This is a genomic window from Umezawaea tangerina (assembly GCF_003002815.1).
Lineage (GTDB): Bacteria > Actinomycetota > Actinomycetes > Mycobacteriales > Pseudonocardiaceae > Umezawaea > Umezawaea tangerina.
The window spans coordinates 375467-389974 of the sequence record NZ_PVTF01000010.1 but is presented as its reverse complement, the minus strand read 5'-3'; the positions used below and the strand labels follow the sequence as shown (position 1 = coordinate 389974).

Below are 14508 nucleotides of genomic sequence, written 5' to 3'. Positions count from 1 at the left end.
AATTCGTGCGGAACACCGGGGAATCGACCACGGGACAGTCCGACCGACAAGCGGACAACCGGTCGTCACGGCGGCGGCGGGAGCGGGATTCGGCTCCTCGGGCAACTATCGCGGACATGTGGCCGTTTATCAAGCGCGCGAAACCGGACCGGAAGGCGCCGAAGATCGCCGGGCGGGTTCCGCACCTCTCCTGGAATTGGTCGACCCGCACTCCGGAATTGCTGGTCAACGGTCCCGCCTCACCGCCGGACGGTGCACCGGCGACCGGCTTCCGCGACGCGGCATCCGGTCGTCGGGCCGCGTCCCAACGGGATGACCGGTTCCGCGAGACGAAATTTCCCGGCCGGGCGGAGTGCGGCCGGAATAGGCTTTCGGTATCCACACCGCCTCCTCTCCACCTGTCCGATCTCCTCTAGGAGAATCATGGATCTGCGCGAGTTGTTGCCCGATACCCCGATCGAGGCCGAGACCCGGTACCTCCGGGTCCGGGGCCGCGTGGTCGAGGTCGTCTCGGCCTCCGCGGAGGCGATCGTGCTGCTGGCCGACACGTTCCACCCGAGCGGCGTGTTCGACGTCCTCGACGTGACCGGGGAGGTCGACGGCACCGGGCCCGCACTGGCCGTGCACGACCGCGTCGTCCCGCTGCCCGAGGTCCGCGCGCTGCTCGACGCGGCGAGCAAGGCGGGTCGCGGCGGGAAGTTCGAGATCACCAGGAACCGCTTCCTGCCCCGGTACGACCTGGCCGGGGGCACCGTGTTCGAACTGCAGGACGCCAACTCCGACGAGCCGTCGGCGCTGGTCCGCACCGGCTCGCGGCTGACCCTCGTGCGGGCGCCGTCGAGGCTGGGGCACCGCTGGCTCACCCGTGTCATCCGGGACGTCGCCACCCGCTACGCCATCGCCGACGGGTCGTTCATCCTGCACTCGTCGGCGTTCACCTACGACGGCGGCGCCTACCTGGTGATCGGCGACTCCGGCGCGGGCAAGTCCACGACCGCCATCGCGCTCGCGCGGCTGCTGCGCGAGTCGGGCTGGATGGGCAACGACCGGATGCACCTCGACGGCGCGGGCGACGGGTACCGGGTCACCGCGTGCCCGGTCCCGCTGGGGATCAACAAGGGCTCGCTCGACGTCATGGGCGTGGACGACCACGCTTCCTGGGCCCTGCACGCGGGGCTGCCCGCGGCGGGCTCGGACTGGGACCAGCTGCACGGCGAGGACAAGCTGAAGATGAGCTCGCGGGAGGTCGAGCGGTACCTCGGCGTCGAGGTGGTGGCCGCCGCGCCGCTGGCCGGGGTGATCTTCCCCCGCGTCGCCCCCGGCGAGCCCTACGCCTTCGAGCGGGCCACGCCCGAGCACGCGCGCGAGGTCCTCACCCGCAACTGCTTCTCGGTGTACGACAACGTCTACGGCGAGGACTGGCTGGAGCTGCCGGTCGACCGCCACGTGCCGCCGCCGTCGGTGTCGGAGGTGCTGGAGCACCTGGGCGGGTTGCCCATGCTGCGCTGCAGCATGGGCAACGCCGAGGACGTCGCCTCGCTGGCCGCCGACCTCGTCGCCGTGCTGGGCGGTTGAGCAGTGGTCCGGCTCAACCGGGCAGGCGGTCGCCCCCGGCACGGGCCGGGACGGCCGCCAGCCACTCGACGACGCGGTCGGCCAGCTCCTCCACCGGGGTCTCGCTGTCCAGGCGCAGCACCGGGTGGGGCTGCGCCGTCAGCCACTGCTCGTGCTTCGCCCGGTTGCGGCCGGAGAACTCCGGGTCGTCGTAGCCCTGCGCCCAGTCGAGGAACGCCCGGTAGGCCTCCTCGTTCGCACCGCCCGGTCCGACCGCCTCGCCCTGCAGCACATGTTCACGGCTGGTCAGCCGTCGCATGCGCACCTCGGGGTCGATGGTCAGGAGCACCACCCCGTCGAACATCGGGATGAGCGAGTCGCCCCAGCCCATCAGGGATCCGGACAGCACCCAGGAGGCACGCGGGAGGAACACCTCCCGCATCAGCCGGAGCCTTTCCCCCTCGGGCCGCTTCTCGGCGAAAGGCGGATCGGTGGGCACCCAGAAGTAGTCGTCCAGATCGGCGTGGGGCACGTGCCACCGCGCCGCGAGCACCCGGCCGAGGGTGGTGGTGCCGGCGCCGCTGGCGCCGGTGACGAGCAATCGGTAGGCGGGCAACCGAATGGTCCTTTCATCGTCACAGCAGGGACTTCGCAACCCGAGCGCCATTCTAACGTGAATTCCAGCAGCGCCCCCATTCCCATCATCGGATGAGGGCCGAACGGAGGTCTGACGAATCATGCTGTCTGTCGAACGCCCACTGCGGGCGGCCGGGGAACGCTCCTACGAGGTCGTCGAGCGCAAAGGGGTCGGCCATCCGGACACCATGTGCGACGCCATGGCGGAACGGATGTCGCAGCGCTATTCGCAGTATTGCCTCGAGAACTTCGGCGGCGTCGCCCACCACTGGTTCGACAAAGTCGTGCTGTACGGCGGCGGCGCGGACGTGGACTTCGGTCGAGGTGAATTGACCGCGCCGTACCGGGTCACCGTCTACGGGAAGGCCGCCAGCCACGTCGGCGACACCGAGATCCCGTTGCGGGAAATCCTCTTCGCCGCCGCGGGCGAGGTGCTGACCGAGGTGACCACGGGGTTCGTCCCCGCCGAGCACCTGCGGCTCGAACTGGGGCTCGTCGACCACCGCGGCCCGAGCCGCAGCTCCGCGCGCTACGCCCCGCGCGACTCCGGGGACCTGATCCCGCTGCGCTCGGCGGGCCTGATCTCCAACGACACGAACATCCTGCACGGCTACGCGCCGCTCTCCCGGCTGGAGAACGCGGTGCTCGGGATCGAGCGGCTCGTCAACGGCCCGGAGTTCAAGCTCCGCCACCCCGAGACCGGGTGGGACGTCAAGGTGGTCGGCAGCCGTCGGGCGGAGAAGTTCCGGCTCGTGGTCAACCTGCCGTTCCTGGCCGGGCTGATCGGGTCCGTCGAGGAGTACCGCCACCACCGCGACCTGGCGACCGAGGAGATCGAGAAGTTCCTGGCCTCGTCGGGCATCGCCGACTTCGACGTGCTGGTCAACGCCAACGACAAGGCGTACCTGACGGTCTTCGGGTCCGTCGCCGACAGCGGCGACGTCGGGGTGGTCGGTCGCGGCAACCGGGTGAACGGCCTGATCACGCCGATGCGACCGATGAGCATCGAGGCCTCCGCGGGCAAGAACCCCCTCGACCACACCGGCAAGATCTACAACGTGCTGGCGATGCGCCTCGCCGAACGCGTGCACGAGCTCGGTGGCGACGAGTCCCAGGTGCACATCATCACCTCGAAGGGCGCGCCGCTGACCGACCCCGACGAGGTGATCGTGACGACCGACGCCCCGGACACGTCGGCGATCGAGGCGCTGGTGGGCGAGACGCTCGCGGGCACGGCCGACCTCACCGCCGAGTTCATCGAGAAGGGTGTCGTGCTCTGGTGATCGACGCGAACGCGGTCCGCGCGGTGGCCGAGGGCGCGAGCCTCGGCCGACAGCGGCGGGACACCGGGGCCGTCGCCACGCCCGCCGACGAGCGGACGCACTTCGTCACCCTGGTCAAGCCGGAGCTGTTGACCGCGGCCTCGGCGGCGGAGGTCCTGACCGGGATCCGGGAGGTGCTGGCGGGCGGCGGCGTCGAGATGACCCGCTGCGCGGTGATGCCCGCGGACGACTACCTCGCGCACGGGTACCTGCTGCGGCACTACCCGAGGCTGCACCGGGTGGCCGCGGACGGCACCGACGCGCTCACCTCCGACGCGCGCGTGCGGCTCGACCAGGTGCTGGCGGAGTGGGCCGTCGACGGCGCGCAGGGCGCGTACCCGGCGCTGGCGGCCCACCCGCACGTCGACCCGGCCGCCCTGGAGGCGATGGTCAGCGCCGCCGGGGTGCGCAAGCTGGGCTCGGGGTCCTACGTCTCGGCGCTCGACCTCGGCGCGGGGACGGTGGCCGTGCTCAACGGCTTCCTGCCCGCGCTCGTCCGCGGTTACGCCGACGCGACTCGGCTGGTGGCCTTCTTCGAGTGCCGCGGCGAACGGGCGATCGCGGACCTCCGGCAGAACCTGCTCGGCACCGTCGACCCCGCCACCGCGGCGCCGGGCACGTTGCGCGGCACCGCGGCGGAGCTGGCGGACCACGTCGGCGCGCGACTGTCCGCGAGCTACAACGGGGTGCACCTGTCCGCGGGCCACCTCGAGGGGATGTTCCAGGCCTGGGCGTACTTCGCCGCCCACGACGGCGACGGTCTCGGCGCGACGAGCCTCGGGCGGTCGCTCGCCGAACGCGAGGTGCCCGCGGCCCTGGTCCACCGGCTGGCGACCGACCAGAACCTCGTGGACGGGACCGGGACGTGCGCCCCGCACGGGGCGACCGAGAACCTGGCTCGCCACGAGGTGGTCGACCTGGTCGGGCGGTGGGCCGCCGGGGCGGCCGGGTGGTGAGCGTCCGGTAGTGGGGTGTCGGCGTGGACCGCGGTGTCGTCCGGGTCCACGCCGACACCGCCGTGTGTCCCCAGCGGCGGGACACACCTTTTCGGGGTTCACGATTCCTCGGCGCTTCGAAGCGCTATTTCCGACTCCGACGGGGATCGGTTACCGGATTCCACGCGAAAAGCACACGACAGGGCGTTCCACGAACCGACCCTGCTCGGCACCACGGTTCAGCGTCCGACATTCACCACCGCGCTCTCGCGGGTCAGCCGACGAGGTAGCCCAGTTCGGCGGCGCGGCGGATGAGCACGGCCCTGTTGTGCGCGTCGAGCTTTCCCCGGACGCGTTTGAGGTAGGTGTTCACCGTCTCCTCGGTCAGCCCCATCCGCCTGCCGACCTGCCGGTGCGTCAGCCCCTGGGCGACCCAGCGCAGCGCCTCGACCTCCCGCCTGCCCAGCGGCGGCCGCACCCGGCTCCGGCCGTCGGCGGGCCTCGCGGCGGCGTGCAGCACCGCGTCGACGAGCCGTTCCGGCACGGCCAGCCAGTCGACCGCCACAGCGGTCTCACCAGGGGCTTCAGCGCCCACGACCACGGTGTGCGGCCCTGTGGGGAAGCCCGGTCCGCAGACGACCACGGCGGCTTGGTCGGCCCGGCCCACGAGCCGCACCCTGGCGTCCGCGGCGAGCACGTGCTCCACACCGGACCGGATGAGCGACCGCGGCAGCGCGACCGCCACGTCGACGACGCCGGGCGGAAGCTCGGGTCCCGGTCGCCCGTTCGTGGTCCCGCTTCCCCAGCTCATAACTGAAAGGTAATGACTCCCGACGGACGCGTCAACGATTCAGAGGCCCGTCGAAGAATTATCCGGAATCCTCCGTGAACCCGTTGTGCGACAATTCTCCCGCCGACCTGCGAGAATTAGCGGACGATGGGAACTCGTTTAGCGTCGAGGTGGACGACTGTTGCTTGACGTCGAACTCGCGGGTTTCGTACCGTTGACGAAAGCGCCTTTCCGCCCCGTTCTCGCGGGGCGTACTCCAGAACAAACCCGGCACCGGTGGAAACGAGGCCCGCATGGCCGCCAGGCACCCCGACACGACCAGCACCGCGTCGGTCGCGCACGCCATGGCCGCCGTCGCCCGCGGCGAGGCGGAGGTGTTCGACGGCCGGGGCGTGAACACGTCCTACCGCGTCGGACGGCTTTCGGTGAAGGTGCACCACCCCGCCACCTCCTCGCGGCTGGTCGCCGACCGGATCCGGCTCGTGGACGCGGCCCTGCGCGGCGCGCCCTGGTACCCGCCGGTCCTCGACCTCGGCCCGCACGGCGACCGGCGGCCCGTCCTGGTCGTGGTCCGGCCGTTCGCCGACGGGCACCCGTCGGAGGACACCGGCAGGCAGGTCGGCGAGCTCGCGGGCGTCCTGGGCGATCTGAGGGCCCGCGCCGCGGGCGTGGAGGTCGCCGGTGCGCTCGTCGGCGACTACGCCTCGCCGTGGCTCGCCGCCGCCGACCAGGAGCTGTCCGGCACGGCCACCGTGCTCGCCGACCGCCCCGACCTCGTCCGCGCGCTCACGGCCCGCCTGGACGGCCTGCTGGCCTGCGCGCGACGGCTGACCGATGCGGACGTCGCCGTGCACCACGGCGACCTGCACGGGCAGAACCTGGTCTTCGGCCCGGACGGGTGCACCGTGATCGACTGGGACGAGGCGGGGTTCTCGCGCAGGCCCGCCGACGCGGCGAAGGCGCTGTGGCTGTCGAGCCGCCGCGCCCGCGGCGACTTCGAGCTGAGTCCGAGCGCGGTGCGGCGCTTCCTGCGCCTCGTGCCCACCACCGAACCACTCGACCTGGCCCGGCTGGGCGGTCTGTGGTTCCTCCCCACGCCGGGGCACGTCGCGTTGCTGGACCAACGCGACGTGTCCCGGACCCACGTGCCGTGGTACCTCGACTGGGTCTCGCGGTTCTGGTCCCGCTGGGACCGCAACCTGGACGTGATCGCCGAAGCGGCGGCCTCCACCGCCCGGTGCTGACCCGAAGCCCCGACGGCCACTGCCCCGGACTCGGCCCTATGGACAAGTCCGGGGCAGTGGCCGTGACCGCTAGGACAACGACAGCTCCAGGACCATCAGCCCCCACAGGAGGCGCGCGTGGTCCTCGACGCCCTCGGCGTGCTCGGCGAACACCCGCCGCACGGCGGAGTGGGCGAGGTAGCCCGCGGTCACCAGGCGCGGTCGGTGCAGCACGTCGGCGACGAAGTCCCACAGCGGTGTGCCCGCGGCCAACGAGACCCCCACCGGGAAGGTGAACGGCTGCTTCGGGCGCGACCGCACCGACGGCGGGATCAGACCGGTCGACGACTCCCACAGGATCTGCTTCGGGCCCGGCCCGGCGGCCTTGAGGACGTCCGGGGTGTGCCGGGCGAACCGGGTGACCTCCGGCTGGCAGTAGGGAACCCGTCCCTCCACCGAGTGCGCCATGGACAGGTGGTCGAGCTTGCGCAGGTTCAGGCTCGGCAGCTTGTGCAGCCGGTCGAAGGTGAGGATCTGCTCCAGCCGGGAGGTGGAGGGGCGGCGCAGCAGCTCCAGCTGGTGCTGCCTGCTGCTCACCCCGGCGTCGACCAGGTCGCGGTAGTCGGCGGTGTAGAGCCGCCGGTACTCCTGCTCGGGCACCAGGGACAGCCGGTCGAGGTACCGGTGCGGCCAGTCGTCCCCGGCCGCCAGCGCGGTGCTGTACCGCCGGTAGCCGCCGAACTGCTCGTCCGCGCCGTCACCCACGAAGCAGACCCGGAAGCCGTCGGCCGAGATCTCCCGGAACAGCACGTCGGCGCTGAGGGCGTGGGGCGTGGCGTTCGGCGACCCCAGGGCCGTCACCATCGACGTGATCAGCTCCGGGAGGTCGGCCTGCCGGATGTGCACGACCCGCAGCGGGATGCCCGCGTGGTCGGCCGCCGCCCGCGCGTACACCAGCTCGTCGGTCGCGTCGCCACCCTCGTGGGTCACGTGGAACCCGGTGACGTCGCCGCGGCGTTCGCGCAGCAACGTGGCGAGCAGGCTCGAGTCCAGGCCGCCCGACAGCTGGACGGCGATCGGGGCCGACTGCAACGACATCCGCCCGATCTCGTGCCCCAGCAACGCCCGCAGCCCTTCCGGCGTGCACGGCAGCGACGGCGGCGCGTCGTCGTCCGACGGGCGTCGGACGGTCAGCTCGGCTCCGTCGTAGACCAGGCTCCCGCCCGGATGGAGCGAGGAGACGCCGCGGTGCAACGAGGTCCCGGTCGGCATGCACTGCCAGTTGAGGTAGTGGTCGACGGCGGCCGGGTCCGTGTCGAGCGGCCGCTTCACCAGCGCCGCCAGGGCACGCGGTTCGGAGGCGAAGGCCAGGCCCTCGTCGGTGACGGTGTAGTACAGGCTCTTGACCGCCAGCCGGTCGCACCACAGCTTCAAGCGCGGCCGCTGCCTCAGGTCAGCCACGGCGATGGCGAACATGCCCTCCAGCCGGTCGACGAAGCTGTCGCCGTGCAGCTCGTAGTAGGGCAGCAGGACCGACCCGTCCGAGTCGCCGTCCACGTGCACGCCGTGCCCGGCGAGCTCGTCGCGGATCTGCCGGAAGTTGTAGATCTCGCCGTTGAACACCAGGTGCACCGAACCCCCGGCGTTCGCGAACGGCTGGAACCCCGTGTGCGGGTCCTGGATGGACAGCCGGTTGCAGCCTAGGCCCCAGCCCTGTCCCAGGACGTGCCGCTGGTGGTCGGGGCCGCCCGGCAGCTGGGCGTCCCGCGCGGCCTCCAGCAGCACCGGGTCGAACCCCTGCCCCCAGTACCCGTGGATCCGGCACATCAGGCGGACTTGTTGTTCTCGCCGGCGGGGGCGGTGCGACCCGCCGCCCACTCCCGCAGCGGCAGCCCGTGGTCGGCGGCGCCGCACTTCTCCATCGCGGCCAGCAGCTCCCGCAGCGACGGCACGTCGCCGGTGGCCTCCCTGGCGCGGAAGCAGTACTCGTTGGAGATCTCGGGGCTCCAGCTCATCGTCTCGTGCAGCTCGCCCTTGAGCAGGTCGAGGAAGTCGTCGCGGGAGACGAACGACGGCGCGTCGTCGCGCACCCGGCGGATCTCGGCGCAGGCGAGGTCGATGAGGTCGAGCCAGGTCAGGATGGCCTCGGGCGCGTCGGCGGGGTCCGCGACGCCGTAGGCGTAGAGCCCGCGGAACCGGGTCGTCAGGTCCGACAGGTGCTCCGGCAGCCGGTCCAGGAACCTGCCGAGGTACTTCGGGTTGCGGTTGGTGTTGCCGTGCGCGTGGGTCAGGCCGCGGAAGCAGTCCACCCCCAGCTTGCGCGCCGCGACCAGCGCGGTCTCGTAGTCTTGCTGGACCCACATCCCGGCCAGGTCGCGGAAGTCCGGGTAGCTGCCCACCGCCGTCCGGAACGCCGTGTAGCAGACCTCCCCCGGCACCAGGTCCGCGGTGATCTCGGCGAACGCCCCGGCGTTGAGCAGGGGCACGCCGTAGGTGAGGCGGGACAGCAGCCTGAAGTCGACCGCCGAGGAGGCGAAGCCCGACGACTTGCGGGCGCGCGTGGTCAGGTGCCGGTACAGCTTGCGGTGCGCGGCCAGCATGTCGCGGATCTCGTCCGCGGTCCGGTACTCGGCGTCCACGCCCAGCAGGCTGTCGGGCAGGTAGTCGAAGCTGGCCTTCACCCGGTCGCCGCTGGTGTAGAAGCGCATGTGCTCGGTCCGCGGGAAGGTCTCCCGGTGGAACCGCTCGTCCGCCTCGTCGACGATGACGCAGAAGTCGAAGTCGGAGGACGGGGTGCCGGAGCCGTCGACCAGGGACCCGGACAGCACCAGCACGTCGCCCTCGGCCAGGTGCACCTTGGCCAGGACCGCGTCCTCGTCGAAGTCGCCCACGCCGGGGATCCCGGTGGCGATGTGATGGCGGAAGGTGGGCATCACGGCTTGCTTCCTCTCTGTGTTCACGGGGTGGGGACGACGTTCACGCGGTGGGGCGGGCGCACCGCCCGCCGTGAGGCCGTCCGCGGCGTCGCCGGAGGGCGGCGGTGCGGGACGCGGCGGCTCACACCGCCAGGTAGCCGCCGTCCACCGGCAGGTCGACGCCGGTGATGAAGCTCGCGTCGCGGGAGAGCAGGAACGCGATCGGCGCCGCGACCTCGGCCGGGTCGGCGAACCGCCGCAGCAGGAACTTGCCGCCGTGCTCCGGCGCCGCCTCGGCGGCGGCCCGGTCCAGTCCCAGCACCTCGCGGTGGTAGCGCTCGTTGCCGTCGTTCCACACCGTGCCGGGGCTGACCGAGTTGACCCGGATGCCGCGGGGCGCCAGCTCCTGCGCCGCGCACCGGGTGAACCCGAGCACGGCCGCCTTGCTGGTGTTGTAGGTGAGGAACCCGTCCTGGGCGACGTGCGCGGAGATGGACGCGATGTTGACCACGGCCGCGTCGGCGTCGCGCTCGGGCAGCCCGGCCTGGAACGCCTGCGTCACCAGGGACAGGCCGATGATCGTCGGGTCCAGGACCGCGTGCCACTGGTCGGCGGTCGCGGCCAGCCCCTCGAACACGAACCCCGCGGCGCAGTTCACCAGCAGCGTCGGCGGCGCCCAGTCCGCGGGCACCGACGCGAACGCGGCCCGCACCGCCTCCTGGTCGCTCACGTCACCGGTCGCCACGACCACCGAGTACCCCTGCGCGCGCAGCCGGTCCCGCGTCGCCGCGGCGTGCTCGGGGCTCTTGTCGTAGATCAGCACACGGCAGCCCTCCGCGCACAACCGCCGCACGACCGCGGCACCGATCCCCTGCGCGCCACCGGTCACCACCGCGGTGCGACCCGTGAACCCCTCGGCTTCCCTGCCCATGCGCGGTCACCCTCCTCGCCTACGACCCGGCACCGGACGACGCCGTCCTGCCGGACTCCCGAATCCCCTTGCGGGGCAAGCACTTCCCACCCACCGGCGCGATGGCCCGCGGTCATCCCAGCGCGGCGACGAACTCCTGGAACCGACCCAGCCCGACCGGTTCGGTGGCGGGCCTGCGCGGGCTCTTGAACAGGAACGCGCACACCTCGTCGACCACACCCGCCATCCCGCCGTCACGCGCCGCCGCGGCCACCCGGATGGCGTTGGCCAGGACACCGGCCGCGTTCGGGCTGTCCTCCACCTCCATCCGGATCTCCAGCGACAGCTGGGAGTCCAGCACCGAGGTGGCCTCGATGCGCAGGAACCCGACCTTGTGGTCGCCCAGGAACGGGACGAACCCGTTGGGGCCCGCCGCCACCGTGCTCGCGTCGATGCCCGCGGCGGACAGCGCGCGCCGCTTGGACTTCTGCTTGGCGGCCGACCTCGCCGGGTCGGCCAGGTTGAGGAAGTCGGTGTTGCCGCCGACGTTGAGCTGGTAGGTGTTGACCACCCGCAGGCCGCGCGTGTGCAGCAGTTCCAGCAGCGCCGTGTGCAGCGTGGTGGCGCCCAGGTGGCTGCGCAGGTCGTCGCCGAGCAGCGGCACACCCCGCTCCTCGAACAGCGCGACCAGCTCCGGTTCGTGCGCCACCGGTTCCGGCGTGGCGTTGATGAACGCCGCGCCCGCGAGCGCCGCCGCGCGGGCGTACGCCTGGACCGCCTCGGTGGACCCGGTGGGCAGCAGGCACACCAGCACCTCGGCGCCGGTCTCCACCAGTCTGCGGCGCACCACGTCCGGCGACAGGTCCGCGCTGTCGGGGTGCACGGTGACGACCTCGGACAGCGGGCCGCGCAGGCCGTCGAGCAGCGGGCCCGGCTCCACCTGCACGCCGGTGGTCTCCACGGTGACGTGCTCGTCGGCGACGACCGGGGACTGGAGGATCGCCTTGCTCAGGTCCAGACCGACCTTGCCCGCGTCGACGTCGAACGCGGCGACGAACTCCACGTCGCCCATGCCGTAACCGCCGATCCGCTCGTGCATGATCCCGGCCAGCGGCGTGGTGCTCCACCGCGCCAGGCTCGCGACCTGGACCAGGCTGGACGAGCAGGAGCCGACCCCTGCGATGGCGACTCGGAGAGACTTCTTCATGGCGTGACAAACTCCTCACGGTGAGACGCGGTGTTGCTGCGGATCCAGGCCAGCAGTCCCGGACGACCGGGGATGCCGGTGCGGCTGTCGGGAAGGCCGGGTGTGCCGACGGGGTAGGGGCGGCGGGCGGGGACGCCCACGCGCAGGAGCGGGACCTGGCGGCCGGTGCCCGCGATCGCCTCGGCCACGGCGCGGCCCAGCCCCCCGATCACCGGGTGGTCCTCCACGACGATGATCGGCAGCCGGTCGGCGACCAGCGCGGCCACCGCCGCGGTGTCCAGGCGCCGGGCGTGCGGCACGCCCACCAGCCGCGCCGCCATCCCGAGGGCGGCGAGCCCGTCGACCCAGCCGTGCGCGACCGCGACCAGGTCGCCCGCGGCGATGATCGCGACGTCGTCCACGGGGACGGCGACGGGCGGGGTGGAGCGGTCCCGCCTGCCCGGCAGGTGGATCTCCGGGTAGTCCCAGGTCCGCGGATGCCACCAGGGCGTCCGCGGGTGGTCGAGCACGGCGGTCGCCAGGGCGCCCTCTGCTCTGGAAGCGCATGCGGGGTGCTGCTTCATCTCGTTCCTCCACAACAGATGGTCGAGTGCGCACGTCCACGGTGGACGCCGGTCCGGCTGTGACTTCGACTCCTGCCAACGAAAGACCGCACCGCCGCCGCACCGGGCAGGTTCCCGCGGGTGCGACGCCGGGTCAGAACCCGGCCACCGGTGGCCAGCGGACGCCGTCGCCCGCCGCGGACGTGACGAGCTGCCGCCACCACCTCTCCAGCACGGGCCGCGCGTCCAGCCCGTAGCGGTCGCGCAGCATGTCCTCCGTCTCGCGGAGCACCCTGCTCGCCTCGCCGATCTGCTGGTTGTCGGTCAGCGCCCGGACGAGCTGGTAGCGCAGGCGTTCGGCGGCGGGCCGCGCCGCGAGGGCGGTGCGCAGCTCGGGGATGACCCGGTGGGCCTGTCCCGCGGCGAGCTCGAGATCGGCCCAGCGGTCCAGGACCGCCGTGCGGTGGTCGTAGAGCAGGCGGATCTCCACCCGGTGCGCTCCGGGAGCCGTCACGTCGGGCAGGACCTCGTTCTGCCACAGGGACAACGCCCGGTGGAGCAGGTCGGCGGCCTCGCGGTCGCGACCGGCCGCCACCGCCTCGTCCGCGTCGGCCACGGCGCCGTCGAACCGGTGCAGGTCGAGCGCGCCGTGCGGAACGCGGAGCGAGTAGCCCTTGGCCCCGGTGACGATCGGCAGCGGCACACCACCCTTGGCCGGGTCGACCAGCGACCGGAGGCGGGACACGCAGTTCTGCAGCACCGCGCGCGCCGTCCTCGGCGGCCGGTCTCCCCACATCCGCTCCACCAGCACGTCGGCGGGGACCAGCGCGTTGGCGTTGAGCAGCAGGACGGCGAGCAGGTTCAGCGTGTTGCCGCCGGGGACCTCGACGCGCCTGCCGCGGAAGCGGACCTGCAGCTCACCGAGGATCCGGTAGGTGTGCGGGACACCGGCCGCGGCGGGGATCGCGCCGCGGCGGTCGCCCACTGCTCCTCGCATCCCGCCGGGAGGGTTCCGCACGTCCGTCATGGGGGAAGTCTGCGTCAGCGCCGCACGCCCACCGCGGCCGATTTCGCCCAGCGGAACCAATCCGGCACTTGTTCTGCGGCGCGAAACCGGCACCGTCCCGACCTGCGCGGGAAGCCGCGCACAGCAAGGGCACAGCAACCGCTCCTACCCTCCACGACCAGGCAGTCCCCGTGAACCACCCGCTAACGGAAGGACGGACGTGCGCTCGGCTCTCGGCAGTACCGCCGCCCTGGCGGTGATCATCGCCGCCCTCCTGTTCGCCCCGCCGTCGGCGCGCCCCGACACCCCGTTGGACAACGGTCTCGCGCTGACCCCCGTGCTGGGGTGGAACGACTGGAACGCGTTCGGGTGCGCGGTCGACGACGCGCTGATCCGGGAGACGGCGGACGCGATGGTGTCGAGCGGGATGGCGGCCGCCGGGTACGAGTACGTGACGATCGACGACTGCTGGTCGCTGCGCACCCGCGACGACGACGGCGACCTCGTGGCGGACCCGGTGCGGTTCCCGGCCGGGATGAAGGCGCTGGCCGACTACGTGCACGGCAAGGGCCTCAAGATCGGCATCTACTCCTCGGCCGGGCTCACGACGTGCGCGGGCTACCCGGCGAGCCTGGGCCACGAGGTGCGGGACGCGACCCTGTGGGCGTCGTGGGGCATCGACTACCTCAAGTACGACAACTGCGGGAACACCGGGGGCACGCCGGGCGAGGAGCGGTTCGCGGCGATGCGGGACGCGCTGGTGGCGACCGGGCGGCCGATCGTGTTCGCGGTGTGCAACTGGGGCGTCGACTCGGTGCGGGTGTGGGGCCCGTCGACCGGGAACTCCTGGCGCACCACCGGGGACATCACCGACGACTGGACGACCGTGATGGCGATCCTGGACGCGCAGCCCGCGTGGGCGGCGCGGTCGCGGCCGGGGGCGTGGAACGACCCGGACATGCTGGAGGTCGGCAACGGGCTGACCGACACCGAGGCGCGGGCCCACTTCAGCCTGTGGGCGCTGCTCAACGCTCCCCTGCTGGCGGGCAACGACCTGCGCTCGATGACCGAGGGGACGCGGACGACCCTGACCAACACCGAGGTCGTCGCGGTCGACCAGGACTGGGGCGGCAGGCAGGGCACCAGGATCGCCGACCACGGCGACCAGGAGGTCTGGGCCAAGCCGATGTCGGACGGGTCGACGGCGGTGGTCCTGCTCAACAGAGCGGACACCGCCGCCACCGTCTCCACCACGGCGGGCGCCCTCGGCCTGCCCGCCGCACCCGCCTACTCGGTGCGGGACCTCTGGGCGCACACCGCCGAACCCTCCGCGGGCGCGGTCACCGCCGAGGTCCCCGCGCACGGGGCCGCGATGGTGCGGGTGTCCACCTCGACGACCCGCCCCGGCGAGCTCTGAACGGGAAGGGCGCCACCGCCGCGGCGAGGGAACGGCGGCGGTGGCGCCGTG

General features: G+C 72.5%; 13 protein-coding genes. 5 read left to right on the top strand and 8 right to left on the bottom strand.

Translation table 11 applies throughout. The annotated features are described in order from the left end of the window. The first annotated feature begins 423 nt into the window (after positions 1-423). Positions 424-1575 (top strand): hypothetical protein, encoded by a 1152-nt coding sequence (locus tag CLV43_RS32220; protein WP_106191878.1) that lies wholly within the window; start codon positions 424-426, stop codon positions 1573-1575. Between the two features lie 13 nt (positions 1576-1588). On the opposite strand, the gene CLV43_RS32215 is transcribed toward CLV43_RS32220, so the two are convergent. Further along, the gene (locus CLV43_RS32215; RefSeq protein ID WP_106191877.1) at positions 1589-2170 is read right to left on the bottom strand and encodes an ATP-binding protein; all 582 of its coding nucleotides are present in this window, start codon (positions 2168-2170) and stop codon (positions 1589-1591) included. 121 nt (positions 2171-2291) lie between these two features. Between CLV43_RS32215 and CLV43_RS32210 the strand changes: the two genes are divergently transcribed. Both CLV43_RS32210 and CLV43_RS32205 read left to right on the top strand, forming a co-directional pair. After that, complete coding sequence (locus CLV43_RS32210) at positions 2292-3473, top strand: methionine adenosyltransferase (protein WP_106191875.1); 1182 nt, start codon at positions 2292-2294, stop codon at positions 3471-3473. Continuing rightward, entirely contained in the window at positions 3470-4468 is a 999-nt protein-coding gene (locus tag CLV43_RS32205) for a nucleoside-diphosphate kinase (RefSeq protein ID WP_106191874.1), read from the top strand. Before CLV43_RS32210 ends, CLV43_RS32205 begins: the two co-directional genes overlap by 4 nt. Before the next feature lie 253 nt (positions 4469-4721). On the opposite strand, the gene CLV43_RS32200 is transcribed toward CLV43_RS32205, so the two are convergent. Further along, entirely contained in the window at positions 4722-5258 is a 537-nt protein-coding gene (locus tag CLV43_RS32200; protein ID WP_211304647.1) for a response regulator transcription factor, read from the bottom strand. A gap of 272 nt (positions 5259-5530) precedes the next feature. Between CLV43_RS32200 and CLV43_RS32195 the strand changes: the two genes are divergently transcribed. Beyond that, on the top strand, positions 5531-6481 hold the full coding sequence (locus tag CLV43_RS32195; protein ID WP_106191870.1) for a phosphotransferase: 951 nt from the start codon (positions 5531-5533) through the stop codon (positions 6479-6481). Positions 6482-6550: 69 nt separating this feature from the next. Here the strand turns inward: CLV43_RS32195 and asnB are convergent, their stop codons facing one another. The 6 genes from asnB to CLV43_RS32165 form a co-directional block, all read right to left on the bottom strand. Then, the gene (gene asnB / locus CLV43_RS32190; protein WP_106191869.1) at positions 6551-8287 is read right to left on the bottom strand and encodes an asparagine synthase (glutamine-hydrolyzing); all 1737 of its coding nucleotides are present in this window, start codon (positions 8285-8287) and stop codon (positions 6551-6553) included. Beyond that, on the bottom strand, positions 8287-9393 hold the full coding sequence (locus CLV43_RS32185) for a nucleotidyltransferase domain-containing protein (RefSeq protein WP_342749829.1): 1107 nt from the start codon (positions 9391-9393) through the stop codon (positions 8287-8289). The genes asnB and CLV43_RS32185 overlap by 1 nt, the downstream gene beginning before the upstream one ends. 124 nt (positions 9394-9517) lie before the next feature. Then, on the bottom strand, positions 9518-10306 hold the full coding sequence (locus CLV43_RS32180) for an SDR family NAD(P)-dependent oxidoreductase (RefSeq protein WP_106191865.1): 789 nt from the start codon (positions 10304-10306) through the stop codon (positions 9518-9520). A gap of 112 nt (positions 10307-10418) precedes the next feature. Beyond that, the gene (locus tag CLV43_RS32175) at positions 10419-11492 is read right to left on the bottom strand and encodes an inositol-3-phosphate synthase (protein ID WP_106191864.1); all 1074 of its coding nucleotides are present in this window, start codon (positions 11490-11492) and stop codon (positions 10419-10421) included. Then, positions 11489-12055 carry a transketolase C-terminal domain-containing protein gene (locus tag CLV43_RS32170; protein WP_106191862.1) on the bottom strand — a complete coding sequence of 189 codons (567 nt, stop codon included), beginning with the start codon at positions 12053-12055 and terminating at the stop codon, positions 11489-11491. Before CLV43_RS32170 ends, CLV43_RS32175 begins: the two co-directional genes overlap by 4 nt. A gap of 133 nt (positions 12056-12188) precedes the next feature. Next, on the bottom strand, positions 12189-13061 hold the full coding sequence (locus CLV43_RS32165; RefSeq protein WP_106191860.1) for an AfsR/SARP family transcriptional regulator: 873 nt from the start codon (positions 13059-13061) through the stop codon (positions 12189-12191). A 199-nt stretch (positions 13062-13260) separates the two neighbouring features. Between CLV43_RS32165 and CLV43_RS32160 the strand changes: the two genes are divergently transcribed. After that, positions 13261-14457 (top strand): alpha-amylase family protein, encoded by a 1197-nt coding sequence (locus CLV43_RS32160; protein ID WP_245887139.1) that lies wholly within the window; start codon positions 13261-13263, stop codon positions 14455-14457. Positions 14458-14508 lie beyond the last annotated feature (51 nt).

What these genes read in the sequence shown, in the direction of transcription:
- CLV43_RS32175 (WP_106191864.1), bottom strand. Translation starts at nt 11,492, where the DNA reads ATGAAGAAGTCTCTCCGAGTCGCCATCGCAGGGGTCGGCTCCTGCTCG.
- CLV43_RS32195 (WP_106191870.1), top strand. Translation starts at nt 5,531, where the DNA reads ATGGCCGCCAGGCACCCCGACACGACCAGCACCGCGTCGGTCGCGCAC.
- CLV43_RS32200 (WP_211304647.1), bottom strand. Translation starts at nt 5,258, where the DNA reads ATGAGCTGGGGAAGCGGGACCACGAACGGGCGACCGGGACCCGAGCTT.
- CLV43_RS32170 (WP_106191862.1), bottom strand. Translation starts at nt 12,055, where the DNA reads ATGAAGCAGCACCCCGCATGCGCTTCCAGAGCAGAGGGCGCCCTGGCG.
- CLV43_RS32180 (WP_106191865.1), bottom strand. Translation starts at nt 10,306, where the DNA reads ATGGGCAGGGAAGCCGAGGGGTTCACGGGTCGCACCGCGGTGGTGACC.
- CLV43_RS32185 (WP_342749829.1), bottom strand. Translation starts at nt 9,393, where the DNA reads ATGCCCACCTTCCGCCATCACATCGCCACCGGGATCCCCGGCGTGGGC.
- asnB (WP_106191869.1), bottom strand. Translation starts at nt 8,287, where the DNA reads ATGTGCCGGATCCACGGGTACTGGGGGCAGGGGTTCGACCCGGTGCTG.
- CLV43_RS32165 (WP_106191860.1), bottom strand. Translation starts at nt 13,061, where the DNA reads ATGACGGACGTGCGGAACCCTCCCGGCGGGATGCGAGGAGCAGTGGGC.
- CLV43_RS32210 (WP_106191875.1), top strand. Translation starts at nt 2,292, where the DNA reads ATGCTGTCTGTCGAACGCCCACTGCGGGCGGCCGGGGAACGCTCCTAC.
- CLV43_RS32220 (WP_106191878.1), top strand. Translation starts at nt 424, where the DNA reads ATGGATCTGCGCGAGTTGTTGCCCGATACCCCGATCGAGGCCGAGACC.